The sequence below is a fragment of the Methanosarcina sp. 1.H.A.2.2 genome (assembly GCF_000979975.1).
In the GTDB taxonomy this organism is placed as follows: Archaea; Halobacteriota; Methanosarcinia; order Methanosarcinales; family Methanosarcinaceae; genus Methanosarcina.
Map to the genome: position 1 here is coordinate 1 of NZ_JJQL01000091.1, position 14,075 is coordinate 14,075.

The following is a 14,075-nucleotide window of genomic DNA, read 5'->3' on the forward strand; positions in this document are numbered from 1 at the left end:
ATATGAGTAAGATTTGGTGACAAATAATTAAAATTCGTTAGACCCTATGAAAAATAAGCCGAATGATATCACTTTTAATCATAAAGTATAAACTCCGGTATGAAGTGAAAAATTCTGGCCGCCCACAATTACATTATTAATGTTTTCAAAAACCTGGGAGGACAAAGACCTGAGAGGATTTCGATGCCTCGTTAATCATCCTTTAATAGCTATTTTAAAGGCTAACTCAATGGTACCTTCATCAGTATGAAAGTCATAAAAAAAGTATTTATCAGATCACAAAAAAAGTATTTGTAAGGTCAAAAAAGGCTCTGCCGCAATTGCGGCAGAGATATCTTTTGAAAATAATTATGCTGCTGCAGGTGCAGGTGCAGCTGCTGCGGGCATTTTTTCGACTTCGGTCTTTCTGATCTCTACTCTGCGGAGAGGGTAGATGAACTTGGCCTGCCTGTAAATGGTTGCTGAGAGCCTGCCAAGGATTGCTTCCTGCATGAAGGTCTCGAAATCGGATTCTGAGGCTCGCTTTTTGACGATCTCGACCATCATTTCCCTGATGGCTTTAATCTGGCTTGAGCGTGCTCTCTTGATGGTGAAGCAGGTTGGCTTTACGCGGATAACGTAGCCGTCTTTGGTTTTGACATCGACATTGGCGTCGATCCTGGAAGTCTGCCTCTTAACGATTGAGCGGATGTAGTCGGTTGTGAGTTCGTGGCCCATGAGGTCGGTAGTTGCAATGTCTCCGACGACGTTGTTGATCCTGAGGATGACCTTTGTGTTGTTTTTGCTCATGTCGTTGGTGAGTTCCCCAACTGTAGTCTCAACATTGCGGCCTAAGAGCAGAGAAGGATCTCCTGCCATTGTGTTTCCGACAATAGCCCTGTTTAAGTAAACCGGGGCTTCAATATTGTACCATTCCTTGGATTTCCATCCGTCAAGCTTTCTTTGTACTTTCTTTCTTGCCACGTAATTCCTCCGAAGTATACTCTTTATGTGTAGTTTGATTTTGTCCTGATGCCCTCAGGCAATCTCAGGTTTTTGTCTTCCGGATGCTCAAGTGAGCTTTTCCATAATCAATGAATGTGAAAGGTTTTCAGGCGTTTCTGCACAGGTTTTACACTGCCGCAGGTTTGCTCTTTCAGTACCTTGTCTTTGCATATATCAAAAATCTCTGAGCCTCTTGGCGTTTCCGGACTCGGGCCCCATCCCATCTGCCGACAGCCACAGGCTCCTTATAGTCAAAAGTGTGACCGGAAATCGGCCAGAAATCCTCAGAAATTAACGGATACTAACTAGTTAATGGCTCACTATACATATCATTTCCATATATAAATAAATCGGTCAGAAACGCTTTCTGTCCTGTTATTTGCATCCGGGGGGAAAGAAAAAAAAGTTTAGAGGAAGCGGATGCCTTCCGGCAGCTCACCTACTCTCTTCCTGAACTCTTCAGGCCAGCTCTCAGGGTCAAGCCCTTTCTGGGCCAGGAAAACCGCAGCCCACCTTTCAAGCCCTACACCCGAGCACCCGGACCAGAGTTCTTCTCCGGACTGCAGCTTTACATTGAAGCCTTTGGGATACTTGTCCCCGTTGATGCTTACGTTCTGGAACTCGAGCCATTCGCCGTTCTCCCCGCGGTAAGGCAGGCAGGCTTCATAGTCAGTCGTTCCTACAACGTTCCCTTCGGCAAGCCCGAGCAGCCCTTCCTGTGCCATGAACCAGGGGGTAACCTTTGCTTTTCTCCATTCGATATCCAGGATCTCATTGAAGATGTGCATGTAGCGCTCATGCAGCTCTTCTGCGCACTTTATTACCTTTTCCTTTGTCCCGATCCAGACGATTTCTATCCTGTGGAATTCATCTACCCTTTCAATCCCGTGGATCCCACCGCTTTCGTACCTGTGCGAGGTCCCCGACCTGTCAAAGACTTTTACAGGAATCCCGTCATTAGGAAGAGTTTCGCCTGTAACATACATCCAGAAAGGAGGGCACTGAGCGTAACACATGCCGCCTATGGGTTCCCCGATCTTATCTTTAATGAGCTTTGTCGGGACCTCATGGGTGACCTTATAGTAGTCTGCGACATCTTCCCAGTACTCAGGGTCCCTTGTCTTCGGAGGGCAGACATAATAGATCTCAGGGTAGACACCCTTGGCATGCCCGGACTTCATCCAGACTTCCCAGGGAACCAGTTTCGGAAAAATCATTTCCCTGTACCCCAGGGGCTCAAGGAGTTCTTCAAAAACTATCTTTTCGAAGGTCCGGAACACTTTTGTGGACTGAGGCCCATGGATCCACTGCCCGCGGCTTGCTCCTCTCTTGAGCCAGCCTTCCTTCATCATCGCCTGAGTCGGGTCTTCCTTGAAGGGGTGCTCCATAGGCTCTCTCTGCCAGATCAGGTTCCAGTGCTCAGCCTTTGCTCCGTACCGGGCAGCGTCGATTTTTTCCTCGAGCAGGGTCAGGATTCGGTCCGGAACCCTGTTCTTCATCTCAGCCTCCCCTACTTCAAGCTCGAGTACGATCCCGCCTTCGATATTTTCCATGCTCTTAATATAGGGGACCTTCAGCATCCTGAGTTCCCGCTCAGCCGGCACCTGAATGATAAAAGACTCGACCTCAATCCCCCTGATCCCTATCCTGTACCTCTTTCCAAGCGCCTCGACCAGCACTTTCTTCAGCCTCAGAACGGCATCATGCACTCTGACATACCTTCCGGATTCGAGCACAAGCTCTATCCTGTCTTCCCCGAGCTTCCATTCAGTAATTTTTGCTCCCTGCCCTTCAGGTGCCCCTCTGGTAAGAAGAGTATTGTTTGCCTCTTCAAAAAGTGCAGTCACAGCCTCCTTTGCGGGAGCAGGGTCTGCACCTGTTTTAAAATAAGCTTTGAGTTTGAATTGTAATTCCAAGGTTTGAGCCTCTTTTAATTATACTGGATAGTGTGATTGTGAATCTAAAAAGAATGTCAGCAGAACTTCAAACCTCTATTTCGGATATAAAATTAGATATAGATGCCTGTAACCTGCCTGCTCTTTTTATCTAAATAAGAAACTGACTAACTATTTAAATAGTTAGCTTTTATAAAAAACTGTTAACTGCACAGGCATTTAGGAAAATTTTTGTAAATTATGTATATTTTTCAAATTGAATGGAAAGCTCTGACTTTCAACTCAATTTGAAGAGGAGACATAAAATATCTCTATTCTGTAGCTGGCGTTCACAGGTTTTATGGATATATCCTGAATTATTACACTAAAAGAAGAACTAAAAAGAAGAACTAAAAAAGAACTAAAAAGAAGAACTAAAAAGAAGAACTAAAAAGAAGAACTAAAAAGAAGAACTAAAAAGAAGAATGTAAAGAAAAACTAAAAAAAGTTAGAAGAGTTTTTCAGAGGATGTTTTGTCACCTCATAATACTGAACTTGTATTCGAAATCTCCACCGGCTTTTCCGTCCTTATCTCCATCAAGGAGAACACCTTTTGTATCGGTGATAGCTCCCGATCCGGTATCGGTTCCTATCAATGTAATAGAGACTTTGGCTCCACCATTTTCTACAGGATATTTCCCATACGGCCGGAACATCAGAATCCTATTACCTGCATCAAGGAAACCTTCTACAGGCTCGTCGGACACTGAGCTTTTGACTATTACCGTATCTTTCGTGACAGTAGAACTGTCTATAGGTGCATCGAATTCGATCCAGATCGGGGATTTCAGGTTATGAGAAAAGGTTTGACGATCCGGATAAACAGACTTCACTGTAACAGGAAACGGGCCGCGTTTAAACACTTTTATGGGAATGGATTTGAGTTTTTTGTGCACTTGTTGCTCCTGAATATACTTATCGTAAGTATACTTCATCGTAACTCCGGCAACCACACCCGCAGCAACTCCGGCAACCACACCCGCAGCAGCCCCGGCAGCTGACCCCATTAATAGACCACCAAGTATATGTTTCCTCGTCAGTTTTATACCCCCTTTAATATGCTACTTTTTTTACTTATTCAACCTTAATCTTACCCCTACCCTTTAGAGGAGCCTTTGTAATTGTATATATTATTGCAGCAATGGCAATTGCTCCTAATGACAATTTGCAACAACCCTTCAAACTTGGCATTCTTATTTCCCCCTGGTTTTGTCCTAACCGGAAAATAGATGTTCACCGGACAAAGCCGTGTTTATCAATCCAGAACAGGACAGAATATTCCAGTTAGTTTTGAATTTGAATAGAGTGTTTCTTTCGGAATACTTATTATTATATTATGAGGCATTTCTGATGTCTTCTGGAGACTTCATAGAAAATGGATTTTAATTGTTTATGCAGCTGCTCCTGAATATATTTATCATAAGTATACTTCATCGTAACTCCGGCAACCACACCCGCAGCAACTCCGGCGGCTGACCCCATTAACAGACCACCAAGAATATGTTTCTTCGTCAGTTTGATACCCCCTTTAATATGCTACTTTTTTTTACTTATTCAGCCTTAATCTACCCTGATTAAGAGAAATCTTTACAACGGTATTTTATTGCAGCAGTGGCAAATACTTCAAATGACAATTTGCAGCAGCTTCAAATTTGTATTCACCTGTACTCTTATCTCCCCCGGTTTTCTCCAGGATGAAGAATCGATGTTCACTGGAAAAATGAATGTTCACCAATCCTAAGCAAAACAGGAAATCCCCCTCTAGTTTTGAATTTGAATGACGTGTTTCTTTCAAATATGCACCACAGATTATATTGTCGGCAATATATATATTTGCCGCTAAATAAACCGGTTAAATAAACTGATTGCCATTATTGACTGTTATTGATAACAAAAGAGATCGGAAGAATAACCGGAAAAAAGAGCAAAACGGATGCCTTTCAGTCCAGCTCAAAAAACCTTTTTGTATTATCGAAAAGAAGATTTAGCCATGAAACAATCAATCGGAGCAAAGACACTCGCATTTCCGACACCTGCCTGGGTTGTCGGCACCTACGACATGAATGAAAAGCCAAATGCGATGACTGTAGCCTGGGCAGGGATCTGCTGTTCGAACCCTCCATGTATCAGCGTGTCCTTAAGAAAAGCAACTTACAGCTATGCCGGTATTATGGAAAATAAGGCGTTTACTGTAAACATCCCATCAGAGGATAATATAAAGGAAGCTGATTACTTCGGCATCACAAGCGGAAGAGATGAGAATAAGTTTGAAGCAGCCTGTCTGACCCCAATAAGGAGTGAACTTGTACCTGCTCCTTATATAGCAGAATTTCCGGTTATCCTCGAGTGTAAACTTCTCCACAGCCTTGAGATAGGGCTTCATACTTTGTTTGTAGGAGAGATTATGGACATCAAGGCAGAAGAATCCGTGCTTGATGAAAACGGAAATCCCGATATTGAGAAAATCAGGCCTCTTATATACGGGACAGGAAATAGAAGCTATTACGGCATAGGATGTAACCTTGGAAAAGCTTTTTCGATAGGAAAAAAGGCCTGAAACCGTAAATGGTGAATAAAACAAAATAGAACCGAAAAAAACATTCATAAAAACTCAGCAGGACAGAAAATCTATCCTTTGATTAATTATTTGAGTTGAGGGGGATGGTAAAAATGAATTTGCTGCCTTCTCCAAACTCGCTTTCAACCCAGATTCGACCTGCATGCATCTCCACAAATTTCTTGACAAGAGAAAGTCCAAGTCCCGTCCCAACATGTTTTCCGAGTTCAGAGTTCTCAAGCTGTGTAAATGGCTGAAAGACCTTCCGGGTTTCCTCTTTGGAGATTCCAACGCCTGTATCTTTGATAGTAATTTTTGCTCCATCTTCCCAAACCCTGGCATCAACAATAACGTGCCCACCTGTGGGTGTGAACTTGATAGCATTATCCACCAGGTTGTATAAGATCTGCTTGAACTTCGTTCTATCAACCCTTATGGTCGTTAGCTTTTCATCAACCATGCTCAGGATCTGGATACTTTTCTTTGATGCCAGAGGTGTCAATAAAGTCTTAACTTCAGAGACTGAACTGGAGATGGAAAACTTCTCTACGTTAAGTTCCATCTTCCCGGCTTCAACCTTTGAGAGGTCCAGTACATCATTGATCAACTTCAGGAGATGGCCTCCGCTCACGGAGATATTGTTAACATATCTCAGTTGCTTTTCGTTAAGCGGGCCGAAGTTTTGAGTAAGCAACATATCTGAGAAACCTATGATAGAATTCAGGGGTGTCCTCAGTTCGTGGCTCATGTTGGCCAGAAATTCGCTTTTTGTTTGATTAGCAACTTCAGCTTCCATTTTAGCTCTAACAAGCTCATTCTGCATTTTTTTATTATCTGATATATCCGAAATGGTTGTATACAGGAGTTTTTTCCCATCTATCAAAATAGGATAACTGTATTTCTCAACATCACGTAACACTCCGTTTGCTAAGCGATGAGTAAAAAAGAAATGATTTATGTCCTTTGACTTTGCCTGTTCCAATTCTTCAGATATTTGTTTTTTTGGAAGTATACTGATATCGGCAATATTCAGGCTAAGCATTTTCTCGCTGGCGTATCCGTAGTAAGAACAGGCAGCCGGGTTTGCATCAAGTATATCTCCCGTATCCGGATCGATCAGCAGTGTTACAGCACCGTTATTTTGAAACAGAGAGCGGTATCTGTTTTCACTTTCCTTTAACATCTTCTCTGTTTTTTTGCGTTCAGTAATGTCTTCTATTATGTAAATAGTCTGAACATGGTTCCCATTTTCATCTTTTAAGCCCGAGGAATTGACATTGACATCAACAGGCTTCCCGTTTTTTTGAACCATCCTGTACTCTTTGTTGAAGGAAAAACCCCTGTTTTCTATCTCTTCTAAAGATTCCTGAAGCTTTTTCAGGTAATCTGAAAATATGACGCTGTTTATGGGCTGTCCTATGAGCTCATCCTGCCTGTAGCCCAGAAGCTCTTCTACCCGGGAATTGCAGTCAACAATAATCCCTTTTTTGTCCACCAGAGTAATCAGGTTGGCAGCATTCTGAAACATGGACCTGTAGATTTCTTCCCCAACGTGTATTGCTTTTTCAGCCCTCTTGCGCTGTATCCCCATACCTATCAGGTTTACAGCTATTCTGAGTATTGATACATCGTCTTTTCCCCAGCTCCCGGTATTAATCACATTGTCCATTCCCATGAAGCCTGCAAGCTTTCCACTTACATATAGAGGTAAAACAATAAGAGATTTGATTCCCTGACTTCCAAGCATCTCTTTCTCTACTGCTGCTTCTGGAGGCAGAGCCGAAACATTGGTTATGTGGATTATTCCATCATTATACAGTTTTTCCGACCATCTGGGAAATACATCGCAAGGAATATTTTGAAGGTTGTTTTTCTGAGGCTCCACCCCTTCAGCACACCATTCATGCGTGTTGTCCACTGTGGTTCCATTTTCTCGAACAAGGAAGATGTAACTCCTGCCAGCCCCACAGAGAAGACCAATCTTTTCGAGTGCAACATTTATATCTCTTTCAAGGTTGACAGGAACGATGAACATGTTGGAAATCTCGAGTAATACTTCCTCGATCGCCAGCTTGTGCCTGATTGATCCCTTTGACTTTATTCTGTTATTAATATCAAAAACTGTACTTGAATAGCTCATGATAATCCCATCCTTTTCAGGCAGTATTAGAATTCTCTTATTGATCCAGCGGGCGTTTCCTGAATTTGTTAACATCCTGTACTCAAGGATAAGGTCTTCATCTCATTTTTTCATTTTAATAAATGGGTGAAAAATTCAGAATGTATTCTTTCTAAATCCGATGTAAAGATAAATTTTGATAGTTGACTCCCCAACTTTGTAGATATATTATATAAGACACTCAGAGGATAAAATTTTATCTATACAGATGAACTTTTGCCATTTTCGTTAAAATTACTTATTTTTCAATAATATTCAATTTTAAGTCTTATTTTGTCAAAAATGTATGTTTAATCAACTTATAGTCAATATAAATATATATTATTCCATTTTTTCTGGTTAACTCTTATTTTATTTATTAAATACTTGAATAATTGGCTTATAGAGTTTTAATATATTCTGAAAAATAATATACTTATCAATTTGTAAGTTAAAATTAAAATAATATTATGAATGTTTTACTAAAAGTCTTATTTAGTATATATTTTAGTGCAATTATACACAACAATTCTTGGAGTAGTGTTTTTTTTAAAGACTCTAGATGGAATTTTTAAGGTAAATAAGCATTTATAGATCTTTTTTAGCTTTTAAAGTAATTTTAAAGAAAATGGCAAAAGCTCATATTTACATCAGGTACAGAAATCTGCTAATATTTAATTTATTACTCCAATCATCCATCTGTATCGATTTTTATTTATGGATTTACATCAAAAGTTCGTTAATTATTATGGCAATATAACCGTTACTCCTTTCCAAACGCCTTTTTCGCCATAACTCTCCATCCCTTGAAGTCTTTTCCCTCAAATTCTTCTGTAACGGCTTTGAGCAGGGATGATATATCCAGATGCTGCGGGCATTTTTCAACGCACTGTCCGCACTGCACGCATTGGGAAGCATATCCCGGAACGTCGCCTCTTATTATTCCCCCGGGTTTTGCTGCATACATGAGTTTTGCTTCTTTTTCATTCCCTGAAAGGTAAAAGTTATCGTAAATTTCAAAACAGGCAGGAATGTCCACTCCTGAAGGACAGGGTGTGCAGTACCTGCAGCCCGTGCAACCCGTTTTCATGAGTTCCCTGTATTTCTGTTCCACTCTTTTTACGAGCTGAAGTTCGTCCTCTGTCAGGAAATCCGGATAGGCTTCATCTGCAATTTTCAGGTTTTCTTCGAGATGAGACTCTTCGTTCATGCCTGAAAGCACAACCGTAACTTCGGGATGGTTCCAGATCCAGCGAAGCGACCATTCTGCTGGTGTGCGTTTTACGGATGCTTCGTCCCAGAGATCCTGTACTGCCAGAGGTATGGGATTTGTCAGCTTACCCCCACGCAGGGGCTCCATTACAATTACGCCCAGCCCCTTTGAAGCTGCATATTCAAGTCCTTCAGTACCTGCCTGATTTTTTTCATCCAGGAAATTATACTGGATCTGGCAGAAAGTCCAGGGATATGCGTCCACAATCCGCCTGAAATCATCAACTGATCCGTGGAAGGAAAAACCTGCGTTTATAATTCGCCCGTCAGCTTTGGCTTTATCAAGGAAACTCAAAACATCGAGCTTTTCCATTTTGTCCCACAAAGCCCCCACAAGCCCGTGCACAAGGTAATAATCGATATGGTCTGTCCCGAGCCTCTCAAGCTGGGCATTGAGTATCCTGTCCATATCTTCGTGGCTTTTCACGGTCCAGGAGGGAAGTTTTGTTGCGAGTTTGACCTTTTCCCGGTAGCCGTCAGCAAGAGCTCTCCCCACGAAAGGCTCACTTTCCCCCAGGTGGTACGGCCATGCTGTGTCTATGTAGTTTACTCCGTTGTCGATTGCATAGCGCACCTGCTGTCTGGCTCTTTCTTCGTCTATTTTTCCTTCTTTGAGAGGAAGACGCATGCATCCGAACCCGAGTATCGAAAGTTCGTCTCCATTCTCCGGCATTTCTCTGTACAGCATTTCCATTACCTTCTGTTTTAAGTTGTTTCCTTTGATTTTTAAGGGTTTCCACCCTGAATTCCCGAAAAAACAGAAATAATTAATCCAAAAATTATATTGACCTCGGATAAAGAAATACCTGAGGTTTTTAGTTAATGCTTTTAGAAATTAGAGTTTCAACTTGCGGGTGCAGATTATTTCCAGATAGTTATTTCCAGATAGTTATTTCCAGATAGTTATTTCCAGATAGTTATTTCCAGATAGTTATTTCCAGATAATATCTGCTGTTTTCCTTCCCGGGATCTTTTTGTACTTATATTTCGGGTATCCGAAAAGCATAGGATACTGCAATATATATCCTTTGGGAATTCCAAGGGCTTCTTTTAAGGGCTGGGATTCCACAGCAGCAAGATGCAAAAGTCCTGCCCAGCAGGTGCCCAGGTCAAAAGAGGGAGCCATCAGGTCAAAGGTTGTCAGGGCGATAATGCTATCAGTGAATCCGAAGGCGTTTTCGGAGTAAGCGTACACAAGGCCCGGGGCATTTCTGCAGATAGGTTCAAGGCCCGCATCTGCCAGAGCAACAAGAGCCGGGAAGAAAGGCTTCAGAGGATGGTCTGTACCTGTTTCGGCCATCATCCGCATCCAGTCGATAGTAAGCTTTGCAAGCTTGTTGATTTCTGCTGCATCGGTTATTACAAGCCACTTAACGGGCTGCATATTCATGCCCGAAGGAGCAAAGCGGACGGCTTCGAAGATGGCTTCGATTTTCTCTTTTTCAACAGGCATATCTTTGAAAACCCTTATCGAACGCCTGCTCTGAACGTACTTTGTGAGCACATCAGGGCTGACCTGTCCGGTATCGGCAGTATCATCTTCAGGAGGGAAAGCCTGATAACTTGAAGTGATTGCACTGCCTGGACAGACAGCTTCACAGTGTCCGCAGTGTGCACAGAAGGCTTCATATTCGGCAGGTACAGAAGGAACTCCGCTTTCTCCGGGCATAATTATGTTTTCCGGGCAGATCATGGAGCAGATTCCGCAGGCTGTGCATTTTCCAGCATCAAAAGAAATAAGGCTCATTCTGGGTACCTCTCTTCATACTATATTCTTAATCCGGCTATTATCGATCCAGTAACTGACTTCTATTAATCGAGGAAATGATATAATTAACTGAAATCGAGGAAAATGATTAGAAGTGAAGATGTAATTGGTCAATCTTTTCTTAAAGAATACCTCCACTTCTGTTCGTTCCAGTTCTTTTCGGATACTTTAAACCATCTAGCCTTTAAGTGAGTTTAAACATCTGTTTTGCCATGGCAACTCTCATCTCCAGGTCAGGCCCTTCAAGTTCCTCCACCACAGATTCAAGAATCGTTGGTATATCAAGGTGCTGAGGACATTTTTCAAGGCACTGTCCGCATTGCACGCACTGGGAAGCGAATCCGGGCTTTCCGCCGGATAGAGCACCACTCAACCCTACTGCATACATGAACTTTGCCTCGTCTGCATTGCCGAACATGTACAGGTTGTTGTATGCATCGAAACAGGCAGGAATATTCACTCCTTCCGGGCAGGGCATACAATAGCGGCAGCCTGTGCAGCCTGCTTTCATGAGTTCACGGTACTTCTGCTCTACTTTCTTTACTAGCTGCAGTTCAGCTTCAGTCAGAGAATTTGGGTATGCCTTGTCTGCTACCGCAAGGTTCTCTTCAATGTGGGTTTCTTCATTCATCCCTGAGAGGATAACCGTTAATTCAGGGTGGTTCCAGACCCAGCGAAGAGCCCATTCTGCAGCTGTCCGTTTTACCGGGGCCTCATTCCAGAGATCTTCCACAGCAGGAGGCAAGGGGCTGGCGAGTTTTCCTCCACGCAGGGGTTCCATAATGATAACTCCAAGGCCCTTCGAAGCTGCATATTCAAGTCCTTCAGTACCTGCCTGGTTCTTTTCGTCCAGGAAATTGTACTGGATCTGGCAGAAGTCCCAGTCATAGGCATCCACTATTCTCCTGAAGTCTTCTCTCGAACCGTGAAAGGAAAAACCGGCGTTGATGATACGGCCATCAGCTCTGGCTCTGTCAAGAAAATCTATTACACCGAGCGTTTCCAGCTTGTCCCATAGTTTTCCTGCAAGGCCGTGAACCAGGTAATAATCAATGTGATCCGTTTTAAGTCTCTCAAGCTGAGCATTCAGGAATTTATCCATATCCTCGCGGCTCTCCACAAGCCAGGATGGGAGTTTTGTTGCAAGTTTGACCTTTTCCCGGTATCCGTCAGCAAGTGTGCGCCCTAAAAACGGCTCGCTTTCCCCCATATGATAGGGCCAGGCCGTGTCAACATAATTTACTCCGTGATCGATTGCGTAGCGGACCTGCTTTCGGGCTCTTTCCTCATCGATCGTCCCGTCTTCTACTACGGGAAGGCGCATGCACCCGAATCCAAGTATTGAGAGTTCGTCTCCGTTTTTGGGCATTTTCCTGTACAGCATTTTTAATTCTCCTGATTCCTGGTTGATTTTGATCAAATTTTGATTGACTGATCACTCTTTTTGTCAGACTGATTTTTTGTTTTTCGGTTCAGTTCTGAGAGTGGAATTTTAGAGTGACTGAGCACCCCATAAGAGATTGAAAAAAAATTATTCGTCGGTCAAACCATTCCAGATAATCCTAAACCCATTCTCAATAAGTTCCTCAGTATCCAGAGAGACATTTGAATCCAGGATCAAGCTCACCACCGCCTTCGTACCGTGGAAAAAAACCTTCATGGTCAATTCCGGCGTATAATCCTTAAGAACTCCACTGGTGACTCCTTCCTGCACGAGCTCAGAGAGGAAAATATACTCCTTCATCACTTCTTCCCGGGTTATTTTCGTGATGTAAGGCGATGAACAGAACTGCTCGACAAACAGGTATTCTTCGGGATTGTTTACACCCCACATAATAAAGTTTGACCACAACCGTCTAAGTTTGTCCCTGATGGAAACTTCCTCATCAATGCCTGCTTTTATACTGCGGCTTAACCTGCCCTTTACCTCAAAATAAAGGCTATTTATCAGGTCTTCCTTGGTAGGGAAGTAGTTGAAAAGGGTCCCTGTAGCTACCCCCGCGTCTTTTGAAATTTGCGCGGTGGATGTGCCGTGGAAGCCTCTTTCCGTAAAGAGCTTCAGGGCCACGTCCATAATTGCTGTTTTTTTATCCTTAACCTGCTGGTCCATATTTGTGCTCTCAACTTAAAAGATTGACTAATCAGTCATTGGGTTTTTGGTATAAAATCATTTCCATAAATCATGAAGCCACACCTTTAAGGAATAGATCGGCAATTTAAAAATCAATAACTGTTGATGGTTATTTGCCACCCGGTAAAACGAAGAAAAATGAAATCCTAAAGATAAAAAAACCTGTTAATGGGATATGGGGCACCTGATATTTGGGATTGAGTTTAGATGGATATGAATTTGGGATATTATACTGAAAAAAAGAGTTTTCTCAGATGCCCTATAGTATTTAGTCCTTCATTACATATAAAAATAATGAAATAATCTTGTTTTACTCCATTTCTGGCAGTATTGTAAGGATGAGAAAAAATCCGGGCAGTACACGCAAATTCCGTACCTGCCCGAAACCCTAACAGATTAATTATAACACGTCATTCAGGGCTCTTGCAGCCGTGTAAACGCTTCCGACCCCAAAAATATACTGAGTTATTCTTATTGCTTCCAGAACCTCTTCTTTTGTAGCCCCTGCCTGCATTGCCTGGATTGCAAGGTTCTTAACGCCGTCCACTGCACCGTTGGCTGCATCAAGCGCCATTGCAATAAGAAGCTTGTATTTCATGGGCATTCCGCCTTCTGAAAATGCAAGTCCGCGCGTACTTTCGAGAAGCTTGAAAAATTCGGGATCTTTATCCATTATGACCTGCAATGGGTTTTCTGACAAATTATCGTCTCCTTATAGGTATTTTCCGGAAATTCCGATTACATTTGTTGATTATTTGTATTACTATTATTCTATTTATTTATCCCTCTGTTTACATATCAATTGTATTCCCTTGCCTGCTATATCCACTTTTGAGTTCTGCTAATAGTATATTTGACAATTAGCTATCCACTTTTAACAATTAGCTATCCACTGCTTAAGGGTTGATATTTTGTCCTCTATTTTCCAGCCCGTTGAAAATTGCACTTTGATTTAATCGAAGGCAACCGACTCCAGCCACGCAGAGGTACGGGAAAATACAACTGAAATCTGACATGTATGGTAGTATGCCATTTTATAGTAGTGTAAAATGGTGCTTAGTAGTGTAAAATGGTGCTGCAAATAGATAATTACAAAAGTAGTGTAAAATGGTACTGTTAAAAGTATACCTCTTTTAAAGGGGTGGAGGGCATCTGGCTTTTACTGAGGTGGGAATTGGGGGATAGGAAAGTGGGGGGTTTGAAAAAAGTTTTTCAGATGCCCTACATCCATATAATACCCATAAATATATAAAATTGGGGTTATACTGCGA

At 42.3% G+C, this 14,075-nt stretch carries 11 protein-coding genes; 1 reads left to right on the forward strand and 10 read right to left on the reverse strand.

Going from position 1 to position 14,075, the window contains the following annotated elements:
• Positions 1-348 precede the first annotated feature (348 nt).
• From EO93_RS14755 to EO93_RS17670, 4 genes are all read right to left on the reverse strand, one after another.
• Complete coding sequence (locus EO93_RS14755; protein ID WP_048133703.1) at positions 349-963, reverse strand: 30S ribosomal protein S3ae; 615 nt, start codon at positions 961-963, stop codon at positions 349-351.
• A gap of 428 nt (positions 964-1,391) precedes the next feature.
• The gene (locus tag EO93_RS14760; RefSeq protein WP_048163339.1) at positions 1,392-2,900 is read right to left on the reverse strand and encodes a serine--tRNA ligase; all 1,509 of its coding nucleotides are present in this window, start codon (positions 2,898-2,900) and stop codon (positions 1,392-1,394) included.
• Positions 2,901-3,394: 494 nt separating this feature from the next.
• Complete coding sequence (locus tag EO93_RS14765; protein ID WP_052733543.1) at positions 3,395-3,925, reverse strand: Ig-like domain-containing protein; 531 nt, start codon at positions 3,923-3,925, stop codon at positions 3,395-3,397.
• 322 nt (positions 3,926-4,247) lie between these two features.
• Positions 4,248-4,400, reverse strand: coding sequence for a hypothetical protein (locus tag EO93_RS17670; protein WP_156161058.1), 153 nt, complete (start codon positions 4,398-4,400; stop codon positions 4,248-4,250).
• 508 nt (positions 4,401-4,908) lie between these two features.
• On the opposite strand from EO93_RS17670, the gene EO93_RS14770 reads away from it, so the two are divergent.
• The gene (locus tag EO93_RS14770) at positions 4,909-5,475 is read left to right on the forward strand and encodes a flavin reductase family protein (RefSeq protein ID WP_048163340.1); all 567 of its coding nucleotides are present in this window, start codon (positions 4,909-4,911) and stop codon (positions 5,473-5,475) included.
• Positions 5,476-5,557: 82 nt separating this feature from the next.
• Here the strand turns inward: EO93_RS14770 and EO93_RS16610 are convergent, their stop codons facing one another.
• From EO93_RS16610 to EO93_RS14800, 6 genes are all read right to left on the reverse strand, one after another.
• Positions 5,558-7,690, reverse strand: a complete 2,133-nt coding sequence (locus EO93_RS16610) for a PAS domain S-box protein (protein ID WP_052735477.1) — start codon at positions 7,688-7,690, stop codon at positions 5,558-5,560.
• 706 nt (positions 7,691-8,396) lie between these two features.
• Positions 8,397-9,593 carry an aldo/keto reductase gene (locus EO93_RS14780; protein ID WP_048163371.1) on the reverse strand — a complete coding sequence of 399 codons (1,197 nt, stop codon included), beginning with the start codon at positions 9,591-9,593 and terminating at the stop codon, positions 8,397-8,399.
• 243 nt (positions 9,594-9,836) lie between these two features.
• A complete protein-coding gene (locus tag EO93_RS14785; protein WP_048163341.1) occupies positions 9,837-10,652 on the reverse strand; it encodes a nitroreductase family protein in 816 nt (271 codons plus the stop codon).
• 205 nt (positions 10,653-10,857) lie between these two features.
• Positions 10,858-12,057, reverse strand: coding sequence for an aldo/keto reductase (locus tag EO93_RS14790; protein WP_048163343.1), 1,200 nt, complete (start codon positions 12,055-12,057; stop codon positions 10,858-10,860).
• A 147-nt stretch (positions 12,058-12,204) separates the two neighbouring features.
• Complete coding sequence (locus tag EO93_RS14795; protein ID WP_048163344.1) at positions 12,205-12,783, reverse strand: TetR/AcrR family transcriptional regulator; 579 nt, start codon at positions 12,781-12,783, stop codon at positions 12,205-12,207.
• A 421-nt stretch (positions 12,784-13,204) separates the two neighbouring features.
• Positions 13,205-13,504: a carboxymuconolactone decarboxylase family protein gene (locus EO93_RS14800; protein ID WP_235282918.1), complete on the reverse strand. Its 300-nt coding sequence runs from the start codon at positions 13,502-13,504 to the stop codon at positions 13,205-13,207.
• Positions 13,505-14,075: the final 571 nt, after the last annotated feature.